This window comes from Rhizobium sp. P2_G9, assembly GCF_056403475.1.
In genome coordinates, this window is sequence record NZ_JBFUFK010000022.1 from 1 (window position 1) to 15,590 (window position 15,590).

Sequence of the window (15,590 nt, forward strand, 5' to 3'; positions counted from 1 at the left end):
GTCTTAACCGCCGAATCGAAAGCCACGATAGCCTCAACGCCGAACTCGCCCCTTGGGAACACCGTCGCAATCAAAGTGGAGCCCGCATCAAATGGATGTTCTCAACCGAGCAAGCCCGCGCCAAACTTGCCAAAGCATACCCAAACCCAATCGCCAAAGAGTCATAATCTCTGTGCAGAGGTACTAGTTGTCGTCCGGCCAGTTCTGCCGCTGCAATTCGGCGAGCAGCCATCTGGCAGCGATGCCGAGCGGATTGTCCCGTCTGCAGACGGCATAAATCGGCAGCGAACCGGGCGTCACGGACGGGTCGTCGACAGGAAGCTGTTTCAGCCTCCCATCGGCCAGATAATCAGCAACGAGATGATAGGGCATGTTACCCCATCCGAAGCCGGCAACCATGAATTCGAGCCGTCGCGCGATGTCGATGAACCGCCAGATCTTTGAACTGACGACACTGAAACTCTGCCCGCCGGACTGGCCCGGATCCGTCAGGATCAGTTGCACATGTTGCGCCAGATGCTCCCGCGTTATTGGCGAATTCTCCCGAGCCAACGGATGGTTGGGAGCAACGACCGGGACCAGACTGATGGAGGTCAAGGGATAGGCTCTGAAGCCCTGCGCGGCAACTGGAAGGAACATCCCGACGGCCATCGCCGCGCTGCCCTCGCGCAAGCGCCGCTCCGCCGACCAAGGCCCCTCCGTGAACAGCGTGACCATCAAGTCCGGGAATGACGACTGCAGTCCGGCCAGACTCCGCAGGACCGGCTCCGTCGGCACCATGCTGTCAATGGCAAAACCCAGTTCGGGTTCCAATCCCGTGGAAATTGCTTTTGCCGTTCGCTCGAACGTTTCGGCCTGCTGCAGAACCTGGCGCGCTTGGGTGACTAGAACGCGGCCTGCTTCCGTGAGCCTGGGTGATTTGCCGCTGCGATCGAACAGGACGACACCATGAACGCTCTCCAGCGACTGGATCGCATGGCTGATCGCCGACTGGACCCGACCCAACCTGCGTCCGGCAGCCGAGAAACTGCCCGTCTCCTCCACGCTGACGAGGACGCGGAGCTGATCGAGGGTGAGCGCACTTAACATCATGTATCTCCAATTTCGATACATAATATCGAAATTCCATCCATTCTGTAAATGCATGGCGCATGTTAAAGCCTGTCTCACGATATCAATGACGGAGAATTCGTATGGAAAATGTTATGGGTGCCGCACCGCGTGGCAAAGCCATCTCGATCGCGATCTGGGTTCTACGCATCCTGCTCGGCCTTGCCTTCCTCGCAGCCTCCGTGATGAAGCTGAGCGGTCAGCCGCAGATGGTGGCCGAATTCCAGCAGGTGGGGCTCGGGCAATGGTTCCGCTATTTCACTGCGGCTCTGGAATTGATCGGCGGCGTCGCGATTCTGGTTCCCCGCGTGTCGGCTCTCGGCGCACTCCTGCTTCTGGCTGTCGATGCTGGCGCATTCGTCGCGCAAGTCTCGGTGCTTCACATGGACTGGATCCATACGATCGTCATTGGCGCGCTCCTTATCCTGCTTGTCTACTTCCAGCGTGAGAGCCTGAAGGCCTTTCTCGGTACCGGTCGCTAGGCAGCGGATAAAGCCTGATTTCCATTCGAGCAGTTTGCTCCTGGTCTCGATATGGGCGCCTCGCAAGAGGCGCGCTTTCGATTGTACCAGCCGCGCAGCTATCGCAAAGGATGCCGACATTTATCTGTGATTGAACTCTTATTGCGTACAATTTATGGGAAATTATGGGAAGTTCCAAAAATAAAACGGAGAATTTATTAAAGTTAACACTAAATTAGACGCTTGGCGCGACATTTTGTAGCGACCCCGAAAACCGCCGGTCACCCAAACAGACTTGGATTGGAGACCCGCATGAAACGCCCAAGCATCAAGCAAGCCCTCGTCATAACATTGTCGATCATATGCGCCTTCGTGATCGGCCTCTCCTATATTTCGCTCAGCGCGATTTCGACGATCAATGCCAATACCGCACAGATCGGCACGTTCTGGATCCAGCGGCTGGTGATCGCTCGTGAGATCAAGGGCAGTTTCTCTGATTTGAAGCTGACTTATTCCCACTATCTGCTGGAAACGACACCGGCGGAGCTGAAGTCCGCTGTCGACCAGATCGCCGGCGCCAATGCCGCGGTCGACAAGGCCGTGACCGAATACGACAAGGGCGTTCGTACTGAGCGCGGCAGGCAACTGATCAATCGGATCAAACCGGAGCTCGCCAAATATCGCCAGCTTGCCGAACAGATGATCACGCTGGAGAACAATGGCAAAACCGCCGACGCGGTTCGCCTCTTCAAGGGCAGCATGACGGCGCAGTCCGATCAGATGAACAAGGCGGTTTCAGACCTGGTGGCCTTCATCCTCAGCCAGACGGAAGGTTTCGTGCAGACGAGCGATGCGGCGGCCAGTTCCGCCTTCGTCTTGACCGCCGCGATTGCCGTTCTGGCGGTCATCGTCGCGCTTGTCGGCATCGTGTTTGCCATTTCGGGCATTGCCAACCCAATCCGCCGGATTGCATCGGCGATGCAGCAACTGTCGGGCGGAGACCTCGACAGCACCATTCCCTATGCCGGTCGTGCCGACGAGGTCGGGGAAATGGCGGGCGCGGTCGAAGTCTTCCGCCAGAATGCGCTCAATGTCGTCAGGCTCGAGCAGGAGGCAGCAGCCTCACGCAGTCGGAGCGAGGCGTCACGCGCTGCGGCCCAGGAGCGCGCCGAGCGTGAAGCCGAACAATTGCGCTTTGCGACCGGCACTTTGGGCGAAGGCCTCAAACGGCTTGCCGCCGGCGACATTTCCTTCCAGCTTTCGGAGCGATTTGCGACCGAATACGAAACCCTGCGCGAGGACTTCAATGCCTCTCTCAAACAGCTTGGCGCCACAATCGGCGCGGTGCTGCAAACCGTCCACAGCATCGATAGCGGCACCAGCGAAATTGCCTCCAGCGCGCAGGATCTTTCAAAGCGCACCGAGCACCAAGCCGCCTCGCTCGAGGAAACCGCCGCGGCTCTGGATGAAATCACCGCGAATGTCTCGACGGCCACCAAGCGCACAGACGAGGCGCGCAAGGTCGCCGTGGAAGCCAATGTCAGCGCCCAGAAATCGTCGACAGTCGTATCGGAGGCCGAGCAGGCCATGCGACGCATCGAGGAAAGCTCGCAGCAGATTTCCAACATTATCGGCGTGATCGATGAAATCGCCTTCCAGACCAATCTTCTGGCGCTGAACGCCGGCGTCGAGGCAGCCCGTGCCGGCGAGGCAGGCAAGGGCTTCGCCGTCGTCGCGCAGGAAGTGCGCGAACTGGCCCAGCGTGCCGCCCAGGCCGCCAAGGAGATCAAGGGGCTTATTCAGAAATCGTCGACCGAAGTCGAAAACGGCGTGAAGCTGGTCCTCGAAACCGGCCTGTCGCTGAAATCGATCGGCGACTATGTCGCCCAGATCAACCAAGTGATGGATGCCATCTCCACCTCGGCGCGGGAACAATCCACCGGACTGGCCGAAATCAACACCGCGGTCAACCAGATGGACCAGGCGACCCAGCAGAATGCCGCCATGGTCGAGCAATCGACAGCCGCGGCGGCGACACTGGCCTCCGAGGCAAGCCGCTTGCGCGACCTGGTCAATCAGTTCCAGCTGGACGATACGCATATGCGCGCCAGTGCTCGCCCGCAAACGGCCCATTCTGTCCGCAGCGAACATTGGACGCCTGCTGCCGCGCCACGCCGCGCCGCCCGATAACGGACGGCGCTACAGTGAATCTACGTTCTTAGCCGCCGTCCCAACGTCTGGAGATCCTCGAAAGCCTGGAAGCGGAGGTCATGCCATTGCCGCATTCCAGACTGCGGCTTCTGGACCTCTGCCAGTTCGGACATCGCCGACATGGCCGAGACGGCGTCAGGATAATGGCCAGCCGCCAACGCCCCCAATATGGCCGAACCGAGCAGCACCGGCTCCGGCGAAGTCGTGGTCGTCACGTTGAGCCCGGTCGCGTCGGCAAGCAATTGCCGCACAAGCGGGCTCTGACCCGCGCCGCCGCTGACCACGATCGTATCGGTCCGAATGCCTTTCTCCTGCTGTGTCCGGACGATCTGCCTGGCGCCGTAGCCAAGGCCGCAGACGCCGGCAACGTAGAGGCCGACCAGGCTGTCGATATCGGTTTCCAGGCCGATGCCCGCAATCAACGCCCTGGCGTCGGGATCGGCGAAGGGCGCGCGATTGCCGAGGAATTCAGGCACGACGTGCACCCCGCCGACCAGCGTCATGGTCGCAGTGGCACCACCGCGCCTTTCGGCTTCCAGCGACAGCCAGTTGCTCAGGCTCATCCCAGCGTCGCGGGCAATCACCGCTGCATCGGCTGAAGCCGGATGCATGCGCACGAGGTGATCGATCGCAGCGCCGGCGGCGGACTGTCCGCCCTCGTTCAGCCAAAGACCGGGCACCATGGCCTGAAAATAAGGACCCCAGACGCCTGGCACGAAGACGGGCTCCGAGGTCGTCGTCATCGTGCAGGCAGAGGTGCCGAAAACATAGGCCATGCGGGTGAGAACGCTACCGGCCGCGCCCCGCGCACCGACCGTGCCGAGCCCACCGGCATGGGCGTCGATGAGGCCGGCGGCCACCGGCGTGCCCGGGCTGAGGCCGAGATCGGCCGCGGCCTGGGCGGTCAGGCCCGCGCCCAACGGCGTGCCGCCGGGGACGATATCCGTGCCGATCCGGGCAAAGCCTTCGTCCGCCAACCGACCAAGCCCGATCTTGCTGAAATAGCCTTCGTCCCAACGTTTCTCATGCGCAAGATAAGTCCACTTGCAGGTGACCGTGCAGACCGAGCGCGCCAGGCTGCCGGTCGAGCGCCATGTCAGGTAATCGGTCAGGTCGAAGAATTGCAAGGCCTCCATGAATGTAGCCGGCAAGTTTTCCGCCAGCCAAAGAAGTTTCGGCGTCTCCATTTCGGGCGAGATCGTGCCGCCGACATAATCGAGCACGCCCGCGCAGGACTGGTTGATGCGGCGCGCCTGGTCCACGGCGCGATGATCCATCCAGACCACGACATTACGCTCAGGATCGCCGGAGGGCGAGACAGACAGCGGGGTACCGCCCGGGCCAAGCGCGACCAGCGAACAGGTTGCATCATAGCCGATGCCGGCGATAGAAGCCGCGTCGACACCGGCTTCGGCGATTGCACGGCGGACGCTGTCACACACGGCGGCCCAGATGTCTTCGCTCGATTGCTCGACGATATCGCCCGCTTCGCGCCACAGGGTGATGTCGCGCTTGGCCGAACCCAGCAGGTTACCGGACGCGTCGAATACACCGGCACGCGCACTGCCCGTGCCGACGTCGATACCAAGGAAATGCTCAGCCATGGCTCATTCCGGCTTTCTGGTTGGGAAGACTAGAGGTCGTTGCTTTGCGGCAGGATGACGAGGTCGCGGATCGTCACGTTCCGCGGCCGCGTTAGCATGAAAAGCACGGCTTCCGCCACCTCGATCGGTTCCATCAGCCCGCCGGCAGCCAGTTCCTGTTCGAGCTTGTCCTTCGGCCAGTCGCTGATCAGCGCGGTCACGACCGGGCCGGGCGCCACGGCGCCGACACGGATGCCGTCTTTCGCCACCTGACGCCGGACCGTATGGACGAAGGCCTGCACGGCGAATTTCGACGCCGTGTAGATCGGCTCCCAGACCACTGGCACGAGGCCGGCGATCGAACTGGTCATGATGATGTCGCCGGTCTTGCGCTCCACCATATGCGGCAGGACGGCATGGATCGAGCGGAAGGCGGCGTTGATATTGAGGTTCAGCACCCGGTCCCAGACGTCCGGATCGCCGTCGACGATCGCGCCGCCAACATAGGTGCCGGCATTGGCGTGGAAGATGTCGAGCTGCCCCGCCTTTTCGATGATCTGCGGCAGCATCGTGGCGACGCTCGCCGGATTCGTCAGGTCGATCACGACCGGAATCGCCTTCGGCCCGAGCTCGGCGCAGAGGGCTCTCAGGCTGTCCTCAGCCCGGTCGACGAGTGCGACGGTCGCGCCCGCCTTCAGCATGATCCGGGCACATTCGAGCCCGATGCCGGACGCAGCACCCGTGACGGCCGCGACCTTTCCGTTCAGTTGCTCACTCATGGTCATTCTCTATTCTCTGTTGGGATCAGGCACGGCCGTGGGAAACACGCGAGCGCCGGGCAAGTGAATCGACGATCACGGCAATGGCGAGAACCGCGCCGGTGATCATGTAGCGAAGCGACGACGACAGATCGAGCAGCGTCAGCCCCGAGGCGATCGACTGGATCACGATGATCCCGAGCAGCGCCGAATAGGCGCTGCCGCGTCCGCCGAACAGGCTGGTGCCGCCGATCACGGCCGCTGCAATGGCATTGAGATTAACGTCGCCGGTGCCGGCCTGCTGGCTGGCGGAGGCAAGCCGGGCCGCCGACAAGATACCGCCGGCCGCCGCAAAGACCGAGCAGAGCATGAAGGCCGTCATGTTGATGAAGCGGACATTGATGCCAGCGCGGCGCGCGGCCTCGCGATTGCCGCCCACGGCATGCATCATCCGGCCCCATTGGGTGCGGGTCAGCGCATAGTTCATGGCGATGGCGAGCCCGACGAACAGGCCGAACATCCATGGCACGCCGCGATCGCGGTTGAGATAGAGGGCGACGCCTTCGAGCACCACGGTGATGATCACCGCCTTGAAGACTATGCCGCCAAGTGACGGGGCGGAAAGGCCGGCCTCTCGCCGCCGGGCGGCAGTGCGGAAACCGGTCATGAAAATGCCGAGCCCCGCAAGCGCCACCAGCCCATAGGCCACCAAAGCCGGCATGACCAGCATCTGGCCGAAATTCACCAGCGGTGAGCCATAGGGCAGGTTGATGGAACCGGTCGAACCAAGCAGATAGAGCTGCAGKCCGAGTACGGCGAGCAAGCCGGCCAGCGTCGAGACGAAGCTCGGCATGCCGAACTTGTTGAACAGGAAGGCATAGAGCGCGCCGATGGCAGCGCCGACCACCATGGCCGAGATGATCGCAAAGCCCACCGGCCAGCCGAGATTGACCCAAAGCACGCCGACCATGGCCGAGGCGAAGCCGCTGACCGAGCCGACCGAAAGATCGATCTCGCCCACCATCAGGATGCAGACGATGCCAAGCGAGATGACGCCGACCGTCGAGCAATCGAACAGCAGGTTGACCAGATTGTTGGGCGCCAGGAAGACCGGGTTCAGCGTCTGGAATATCGTCCAGATGATCGCCAGGCCAACCACGACTGGCAGCGAGCCCAGATCGCCCGAGCGCACGCGGTCGAGGAAGGCGCGGATCGCGCCGCCGATGCCTTCGGCGTGTTTGACGCGCTCATCGCTGCGGTCGAGGAGCGGCGCGGCGCCGTTGCCGCTGGGGTTGGTCATGGCCTTGTCTCCTGGGACGGATCGTGCAGAGCGCTGCGGCGACTGGCGCGCCTGGATACGGAATTGTTGTCGGCGCCCGTTATCGCGCTCACCAGTTCCTGGTTGGAGGCATCGGGCGTGAAGACGCCGTTGTTCTTGCCGAGCCGCAGCACGACGATGCGGTCGGCAACGGCGCGGACATCTTCCATATTGTGGCTGATGATGATGACGCCGAGCCCGCGGTCGCGGACGCGCTCGATGAGATCGAGCACTTCGGCCGTCTGGGCGACGCCGAGTGCTGCGGTCGGCTCATCGAGCAGGATAAGCTTGGGATCGAGCAACAGCGAACGGGCAATGGCAACCGTCTGGCGCTGGCCGCCGGAGAGCGATGCGATCGGTTCGCGCACGCTTGGGATCCGCGCCGAGAGCTCGTTAAGAAGCTTCCATGCCTTGATTTCCATCGATACTTCGTCGAGCCTCAAGGGGTTTAGCTCGCGGCCGAGGAAGATGTTGGCGACGACATCGAGGTTCTCGCACAGTGCCAAGTCCTGGAACACGGTGGCAATGCCGAGGCGCAGTGCCGCACTGGGATCGGYCAGTGTCACGGTGTCGCCGCGGAATTCGATCGTACCGGATGTCTGCTGGTGCACGCCGGCGAGGATCTTGATCAGCGTCGACTTGCCGGCGCCGTTGTCGCCGACCAACGCCACGACTTCGCCCGCATGCACGTCGAGATCGATATTGGTCAGCGCCGAGACCGCACCGAAATTCTTGGAGATGCCGCGCAGGCTCAAGACGAGTTCGCGCTGCGGCGGTGAACCATGCTGCGTGTCCGACATGTGCGAGCCTGCCTTTCGAATTTACTGGCGATCATGGCGTGCCGCCCGGCCGCGAGGAAAACGGTCGGGCGGCTCTGCTCGGGAGGTTACTGGATGCCGAGCTTCTTGCAACCATCGGCGTAGCGGTCGACGCAGAGTTCCGCCGCCGTGTTGATCTTCTTGTCGATGATCTCGGCCTTGAGGTTCTCGGCGGTCACGACTGCCGGCACGAAGAGTTCGGAAGGCGTGTCATAGAGCGTCGTCTTGGCCTCCGGGGTCTCGCCCGAGAGGAACTTGATCGCCACATTGGCAGCGGCGGCCGCGACAATCTCGGAGGGCTTGGAGATCGTGTTGTACTGGTCGCCGGCGATGATCAGCTGCAGCGCCGCGATCGTCGCGTCATTGCCTGTCACCGGCGGAACCGGATCGATGCCACCCGCCTTGAAGGCCGCGATCGCGCCGCCGCCGGTGCCGTCATTGGCGGCCACGACGCCGAGGATGTTCTTGCCGAACCGCGTGATCTGGCCGCTCGCCCACTGTTGCGCCTTCGGCGGTGCCCAATCCGGCGTATCGAATTCGGCAAGCAACGGATAGCCCGACGGGTCGACACCCTCATGGATACCCTTCTTGATCAGGCCGGCAGCCGCATCGGTCGGCGAACCGTTGATCTGCAGGATGCCCTGGCCATCCTTGGCGGTTACGCCGAGCGCTTTCAGATGGGCGACGAGCGAATCCGCAATTGCCTTGCCGATGCCCTGGTTGTCGAAGGAGACATAGAAGTCGGCCTTGGCAGCCGGGATCGGGCGGTCATAGGCGATCACCTTGATGCCCTGAGACTGGGCCTGCTTGACCAGCGAGGCGGCCGCCGTCGAGTCGACCGGATCGAGCACGATCACCTTGGCGCCCTGCGACACGACGGAGTTGAACTGCTGCTGCTGGCGCGAGGCATCAGCATCCGCGTTCTGGTAAAGCACCTTGCAGCTGGCGCAAAGTTTTGCCATCTCGGCCTTGAAGCCCGGATAGTCGTGCTGCTCGTAGCGTGTCGAGGCCTGGTCCGGCATCAGGAAAGCCACGGTGGCGTTTTCCACCGTGGACCCGGCGAGGGCCGAGGCGCCGCTCATAAGCGTCAGTGCGAAAGCGGCAATGCCGGCACGCTTGAAATGAATTGCTGTCATGTCGTCTACTCCCTTTGACGAGATAGTTGTCAGTCGGTGATTGGGTTGCTAGTGTCGGCGCACATGATCTCTCTTCGGTGCCAAGCGACTCCTCCGCCGACCGCCACCGTTTTCAGAAATCTGGACAAGCGCCTCCCGTCACGGGCCGCTCAGGGCGCGCCCATGTCCTTCAGATCCGTCGAATGCGTTCCTCCCTTTTCCTCCCTTTAGGCGGCCTTGGCCGCGTTTATGTTCTCGACCAGCAGCCTGCGGAATTGCGAGGGCGGCATGCCCTTTTCCGCCAGGAACTGCCTGTTGAAGTTGGAAAGATTGTTGAAACCGACCTCGTAACAGATGTCGGTGATCGACGCCTGCTCGTCGCTCATCAGGATCTGGCAGGCGAGGTTGATCCTCAGCCGCTTCACATACTGCACCAGCGACATGCCGGTGTGGCGGCGAAAGGCACGCGAAAACGCGCTGGTCGTCTGCCCGGCGATCTTGGCGAGGTCGGCCTCGTCGAAAGGCACGGTCAGGTTCTCGCGGATATAGGCAAGCGCCTGGTTCATGCCGGCTGACATATAGCCTGACGGGTCGGGCAGATAGCTGGTGCTGGCAAGCATTTCGGCACCCTGCGCCCGGCTGAGCGCGCCGGCGATCATCATGAAAAGCTCGATGCGGCGCACGCCCTGCGCCGTCATCATCTCTTCCATAACAGGCGCCACCAACCGGCTCGTCTCTTCGGGGAAACGCAAGCCCCGGCGCGACGAGTCGAGGATCGGACCGAGCGCGGCAAGTTCCGGAAACAGGCCCATGGCGCCGGCGATGAATTCCTCGCTGAACTGGATGATCCGGCAGCGTAGCGGCACACTGGTATCCTTCGGAATGTCGCTCACCCAATTGTGCGGCAGGTTCGGCCCGGCCAGAACCAGGTTGCCCGGCTCGAACTCGCCGATGAAATCGCCGACGAAATAGCGGCCATGGGTCGCCACCACCATGTGGATCTCGTATTCCGGATGAAAATGCCAGCGCACGGTGCGGAAGGGATAGCCATGCGACCAGGCCTTGAAGGACTCGCCCTCGCGTATCTGAACGACCTCAAGATCCGGCTTCATTTCCGTCTCCTCCTCGGCCCGATGACGCTGCGCGTCAGGCCGTGACCCGTGTATGCCTGCTCCTCATGTGAAGAAATTACGTCAGGATGGGCGGCAGCGCCACCAAGTTTGACATCGCTTACCGATACTTTTTTGATATTTTTGCGCACGAATTTGTTCCAGGTATGCTGGAGCGTGCGGATTTGCAGCGTGTGAACAGGGATAGATTGGCTGAAAATGAGTACCGCAGGCGGGAAGCCGTCCCGCATTGACCGAAGCCGCTCCCCGATCGTCAATCATTGCGCAGCCGGTAATCCGAGCGGTTGATGCCGTGGCGCAGCAGCTTGTCGTAAAATGTCTTGCGGGCGATACCAAGCGCCTCGATCGTCTGCTGCACATCGCCCTTGTAGAGGCTCAATGCATTGCGGATGACTTCAGCTTCGAAGCGCTCAAGCTTTTCCGGCAGCGTGGTGCCCTCGGTCGCGGACAACACGGGTGCTGGTTCCAGCTCCCCTTCCAGGCCAAGCACAAAGCGTTCGGCAAAGTGCGACAACTCGCGGACATTGCCGAGCCAATCGCGTTTCTGCAGTCCATCCAGCAGCGGCCGACCGATTTCCGGCATGTCCTTCCGAAACCGTCGCGCGGCCCGCCCGGCAAAATAGGTGAAGAGCAGCGGTATATCCTCGCGGCGTTCGCGCAGCGGCGGAATGGAAATGGTCACGACGTTGAGTCGATAGTAGAGGTCCTCGCGAAAATCGCCGCGACTGGCCGGATCGGAAAGATCAACCTTGGCGGCGGCAACGACGCGGAGGTCGACGGGCCGGACCTCATTGGTGCCAAGCGGCGTGATCTCGCGCATTTCCAACACCCGCAGCATTTTCACCTGCGTCGCCACCGGCATGCTTTCGATCTCGTCGAGAAACAGCGTGCCGCCGCTGGCATGCTCGATCCGCCCGACACGCTTTTTCTGCGCGCCGGTGAAAGCGCCGGCCTCGTGGCCGAACAACTCGCTCTCGATCACCGTTTCCGGCAGTGCACCGCAATTGAGTGCAACGAAATTGCCATGACGGCGCCGGCCCCAGCGATGCAGCAGGTTGGCCACCACTTCCTTGCCGCTGCCGGTCTCGCCGGTGACCAGCACGTCGACATCGGTATCGGCAATCTGGCGCAATGTGTGGCGAAGCCGGGCCATGGAAGATGTCTGTCCGAGCAGCGGCATGTCGTCGCCAGCCGCTTCGATGGCGTGCCTCAGCCTGCGGTTATCCAGCACCAGCGCCCGCTTCTCCTCAGCCCGCGCCAGGCTCTGCAACAGCCGTTCGGCGGCAAAGGGCTTGGTGATGAAGTCGTAAACCCCGCCCTGTATCGCCTGAACCGCCATGGGAATATCGCCATGGCCGGTGATCAGGATGACCGGCAGGTCGGGATCGCGCGCCTGCAGGCGCTCGAACAGCTCCAGCCCGTCGATCTCGGGCATGCGGATGTCGCTGACCACGACGCCGGGGAAATCTGCCGGCAGCGCGTCGAGCGCCTCCGATGCCCGGCCGAAGGCGCTGACCTCATAGCCAGCGAGTTCGAGCGTCTGGGCCGTCGCCTTTCGCAAATCCCTGTCGTCGTCGACGAGAAAAACTGAATGTGCCGCATCCATGTTCATGCCCTTTTCAAGCCGATCGTGAAGCAGGTGCCGTTGCCATCGCTGCGCACCGCGATCGTACCGCCATAGTCGGCCAGGATTTCCTTGCTGATGACGAGACCCAGCCCGAGGCCCCGTTCCTTGGACGTGTTGAACGGCGTGAACAGCGCCTCGAGTATGTCGGGCGGAATTCCCGGGCCGTTGTCGGCGATGGTGACCTCGATCCTGCCAGGCGTTTCCACGGCTCGCACCTCGACCCGGGCGCCGCCCTTCCCCTCAAGTGCTTCCAGCGCGTTCTGGAAAAGATTGATGAATACCTGTTCCAGGCGGATGCGGTTGCCGAGCACCTTGAGTTCCGGCGACGGCGACAGGATGTCGAGCGCTTCCATGCGGCCGGCAAAGCGGCTGCGCAGCAGCACAACGGCACCCTCGATCACGGCGCGGAGCACGATTGGTTCGGGCGCAGACCGGCCCTTGCGAGCGAAGGCCTTGAGCTCGTCGGTGATCGTGCCGATCCGCTCCGTAAGCTCCGCGATGGACGTCAGGTTCTCGACCGCCGGAGCGGTCTTGTCCCGTTCGAGAAAAACGCGCGCATTGTCGGCATAGGCCCTGATGGTGGCGAGCGGCTGGTTGATCTCGTGGGCCACGCCGGCCGCGACCTGCCCGAGAATGGCAAGCCGGTTGGCGGCGACGAGTTCCTGCTGCACGCCTTGCAGCCGCTGCTCCGTGCTGCGATGTTCGGCGATCTCGACCTCGAGCAGGTCACGGGCGCGGCTCAGATCCTCGGTACGTTCCAGCACCCGGCGCTCCAGCTCGCCGCGTGCCTGCGAGGCAAGCGCCAGCCTCAGCACCGCCGCTTGCCGTCGCCACAGGACCACGGCGGCCAGCAGGAAAGCCGGCATCAGCACGGCGAAGGCGATCAGCATGGAGCGGCTCACCGAGGTGCCGAGCGTCGGCTCGATCGGCAGGAGATATCGCAGTGTCCAGGGTGTTGTTGGCACCTGGGTGGCGAGCCCGAGATAGGATGCCTCGCCGGTTCCCGGCAGCACGGCACGAACCTCCTCCGTCCCCGGCGACATTGTGATCCGGTCCAGCATCGGCAACGGCTCGAGCGGCGCGTCACCGAACTGCAAGCTACGGCGGATCTCGGCCAGGCGTTCCGGCGCCAGCGGCTGCATCGTCATGAAGCGCCAGGAGGAGATGCTGGTGATCAGCACGACACCGCGGTTGTCGGTGACGAAAGCCGGCCGCCCGGTGTCGCGCCAGTCTGTTTCGAGTTGATCGAATTCCATTTTCACCACGACGACACCCAGCGGATTGCCGGCCGGGCCGACACGGCGGGAGATGTAAAGCCCCGGCCGCTTGCTGACATTGCCCAGCGCGAAATGCTCAGCCACGCCATCCGCCATGGCCATGCGGAAATAGTCGCGGAAGGAATAGTTGTTGCCGACGAAGCTAACCGGCTCGCGCCAGTTGCTGGATGCGATGGCGACACCGTTGGCGCCGGTGACATAGATGACCGCCGCCTTCGTCCCCTTGACCAGGCTTTCCAGCTTTCGATTCAGGCGATCGACGTCCTGCATGGTTTTCGTCGCAAGCGCGTCGGTGATGTCGCGATCCTCGGCAAGCACCAGCGGCAAGGCCCGGGGCCGCTCGAGCACCGCTCGCAACAGCGCCACCTTGAGATTGGCCTCCGTGCGGCCCTGCTGCCTGAGGTCCCAGATCGCCGCCGATCGCCCGTACTCACGCGCCCCATAGGCCACCAGGATCGCCCCTGCGACGGCGGCGAACACGGACCAGAACCATGCGACGCGGGCGCGGCGCTGCAGCTGCGCGATGGATGGACCGGCTTCGATCTGGGTTTCAGGCATAGAAGATCTTGTGCATGTTTTCACACACATCTCAATTCAATTTGTGTGAAAGCCCGCACAAACTGATCAGCAGCAACACGAAACTAAGAAAATAGTTATTTTAATTCAATAACTTAAATAGAATAGAGTAAGTTGGCACGCACGTTGCAAATGTGGTGTCGCGGCAACGAGCCGCGGACCATCAACGTTCGCTCCGGGAGGCAGGCCATGCGGCGGAGCGTGTGGAGGACAACATGCAGATTTCGACATCAGCGGCCGCACCGCGCAGCAAGCTACCGTTTTACCGCCAACTCTATCTTCAGGTTCTCGTCGCCATCGCGGCGGGGATAGTGCTCGGGCACTTCTACCCCGAGATCGGCGCCAACCTGAAGCCGCTCGGCGATGCCTTCATCAAGCTGGTGAAGATGATCATCGCCCCGGTCATCTTCCTCACCGTCGCCACCGGCATTGCCGGCATGTCGGACCTGCAAAAGGTCGGCCGCGTCGCGGGCAAGGCAATGATCTATTTCCTGGTCTTCTCGACATTGGCGCTAGTCGTGGGGTTGATCGTCTCCAATGTCATCCGACCCGGCGCCGGCATGCATATCAACGTCGCCTCGCTGGATGCGACAAAGATCAGCGATTATACCGCCAAAGCCCATGACCAGAGCGTCGTCGGCTTCCTGATGAACATCATCCCGAACACGATCGTTGGTGCTTTCGCTGACGGCGATATCCTGCAGGTGCTGTTCTTCTCGGTCCTGTTCGGCATTTCGCTGTCCATGGTCGGCGAGCGCGCCCGGCCGGTGACCGATTTCCTGCAAAGCCTCACCGTTCCGATTTTCAAGCTGGTGTCGATCCTGATGAAGGCGGCGCCGATCGGTGCCTTCGGCGCCATGGCGTTCACCATCGGCAAATACGGGATCGGCTCGATCACCCATCTTGCCATGCTGGTCGGCACGTTCTACCTGACATCGGTGCTGTTCGTCCTCGTCGTGCTCGGCGCGGTGGCCTATTATAACGGCTTCTCGATCCTGGCGCTGATCCGCTACATCAAGGAAGAGTTGTTGCTGGTGCTCGGCACGTCGTCGTCGGAAGCAGCCCTTCCCGGCCTGATGAACAAGATGGAACGCGCCGGCTGCAAGCGCTCGGTCGTCGGCCTCGTCATCCCCACCGGCTATTCGTTCAACCTGGACGGCACCAATATCTATATGACGCTGGCCGCTCTGTTCATCGCCCAGGCGACGGACACGCCGCTCAGCCTTACCGACCAGATCCTGCTGCTGCTCGTAGCAATGCTGAGCTCGAAGGGCGCCGCCGGGATTACCGGCGCCGGCTTCATCACGCTTGCCGCCACGCTCTCGGTCGTCCCGAGCGTGCCGGTGGCCGGCATGGCGCTCATCCTCGGCATCGACCGGTTCATGTCGGAATGCCGCGCGCTCACCAACCTGATCGGCAACGCCGTCGCGACCGTCGTCGTGGCGCGCTGGGAAGGCGAACTCGACAAGGCAAAATTCGCCGCAGCTCTTGCCGGCGAGCCGGAGAGGACCATCGAGGCATTGCCAGTACCCGCAGAGTAGCAGGTCCGCGGCCTATAGCCGTCGGCATCAATCGATCAGGAGAGGCCCGCCCTTGAACGGCGGGC

General features: G+C 62.3%; 13 protein-coding genes and 1 pseudogene. 4 read left to right on the plus strand and 10 right to left on the minus strand.

The features are described from left to right. A pseudogene (locus tag AC1DYF_RS18980) lies at nt 1-167 on the plus strand (IS630 family transposase); the annotation flags it as partial. Between the two features lie 16 nt (nt 168-183). On the opposite strand, the gene AC1DYF_RS18985 reads toward AC1DYF_RS18980, so the two are convergent. Further along, nucleotides 184-1,089 (minus strand): LysR family transcriptional regulator, encoded by a 906-nt coding sequence (locus tag AC1DYF_RS18985; RefSeq protein WP_477878311.1) that lies wholly within the window; start codon nt 1,087-1,089, stop codon nt 184-186. A 104-nt stretch (nt 1,090-1,193) separates the two neighbouring features. On the opposite strand from AC1DYF_RS18985, the gene AC1DYF_RS18990 reads away from it, so the two are divergent. Together AC1DYF_RS18990 and AC1DYF_RS18995 are read left to right on the plus strand one after the other, a co-directional pair. Continuing rightward, the gene (locus AC1DYF_RS18990) at nt 1,194-1,592 is read left to right on the plus strand and encodes a DoxX family protein (protein ID WP_477878312.1); all 399 of its coding nucleotides are present in this window, start codon (nt 1,194-1,196) and stop codon (nt 1,590-1,592) included. Between the two features lie 291 nt (nt 1,593-1,883). Further along, nucleotides 1,884-3,761 (plus strand): HAMP domain-containing methyl-accepting chemotaxis protein, encoded by a 1,878-nt coding sequence (locus AC1DYF_RS18995; RefSeq protein WP_477878313.1) that lies wholly within the window; start codon nt 1,884-1,886, stop codon nt 3,759-3,761. 20 nt (nt 3,762-3,781) lie between these two features. On the opposite strand, the gene AC1DYF_RS19000 is transcribed toward AC1DYF_RS18995, so the two are convergent. The 9 genes from AC1DYF_RS19000 to AC1DYF_RS19040 form a co-directional block, all read right to left on the minus strand. Beyond that, nucleotides 3,782-5,386 carry an FGGY-family carbohydrate kinase gene (locus tag AC1DYF_RS19000; RefSeq protein WP_477878314.1) on the minus strand — a complete coding sequence of 535 codons (1,605 nt, stop codon included), beginning with the start codon at nt 5,384-5,386 and terminating at the stop codon, nt 3,782-3,784. Between the two features lie 29 nt (nt 5,387-5,415). Then, nucleotides 5,416-6,144 carry an SDR family oxidoreductase gene (locus tag AC1DYF_RS19005; protein ID WP_477878315.1) on the minus strand — a complete coding sequence of 243 codons (729 nt, stop codon included), beginning with the start codon at nt 6,142-6,144 and terminating at the stop codon, nt 5,416-5,418. A 25-nt stretch (nt 6,145-6,169) separates the two neighbouring features. Further along, entirely contained in the window at nt 6,170-7,423 is a 1,254-nt protein-coding gene (locus AC1DYF_RS19010) for a sugar ABC transporter permease (RefSeq protein WP_477878316.1), read from the minus strand. Further along, entirely contained in the window at nt 7,420-8,241 is an 822-nt protein-coding gene (locus AC1DYF_RS19015) for an ATP-binding cassette domain-containing protein (protein ID WP_477878317.1), read from the minus strand. The genes AC1DYF_RS19010 and AC1DYF_RS19015 overlap by 4 nt, the downstream gene beginning before the upstream one ends. Before the next feature lie 86 nt (nt 8,242-8,327). Continuing rightward, nucleotides 8,328-9,395, minus strand: a complete 1,068-nt coding sequence (locus tag AC1DYF_RS19020; protein ID WP_477878318.1) for an ABC transporter substrate-binding protein — start codon at nt 9,393-9,395, stop codon at nt 8,328-8,330. A gap of 206 nt (nt 9,396-9,601) precedes the next feature. Further along, complete coding sequence (locus AC1DYF_RS19025; RefSeq protein WP_477878319.1) at nt 9,602-10,486, minus strand: AraC family transcriptional regulator; 885 nt, start codon at nt 10,484-10,486, stop codon at nt 9,602-9,604. Further along, nucleotides 10,483-10,734: a hypothetical protein gene (locus tag AC1DYF_RS19030; RefSeq protein WP_477878320.1), complete on the minus strand. Its 252-nt coding sequence runs from the start codon at nt 10,732-10,734 to the stop codon at nt 10,483-10,485. The genes AC1DYF_RS19025 and AC1DYF_RS19030 overlap by 4 nt, the downstream gene beginning before the upstream one ends. Before the next feature lie 23 nt (nt 10,735-10,757). Next, complete coding sequence (locus AC1DYF_RS19035) at nt 10,758-12,110, minus strand: sigma-54-dependent transcriptional regulator (protein WP_477878407.1); 1,353 nt, start codon at nt 12,108-12,110, stop codon at nt 10,758-10,760. 2 nt (nt 12,111-12,112) lie between these two features. Continuing rightward, a complete protein-coding gene (locus AC1DYF_RS19040) occupies nt 12,113-13,966 on the minus strand; it encodes a sensor histidine kinase (protein ID WP_477878321.1) in 1,854 nt (617 codons plus the stop codon). 233 nt (nt 13,967-14,199) lie between these two features. Here AC1DYF_RS19040 and AC1DYF_RS19045 point away from each other — a divergent pair, with 233 nt between their 5' ends. Continuing rightward, nucleotides 14,200-15,525, plus strand: coding sequence for a dicarboxylate/amino acid:cation symporter (locus tag AC1DYF_RS19045; protein ID WP_477878322.1), 1,326 nt, complete (start codon nt 14,200-14,202; stop codon nt 15,523-15,525). Nucleotides 15,526-15,590 lie beyond the last annotated feature (65 nt).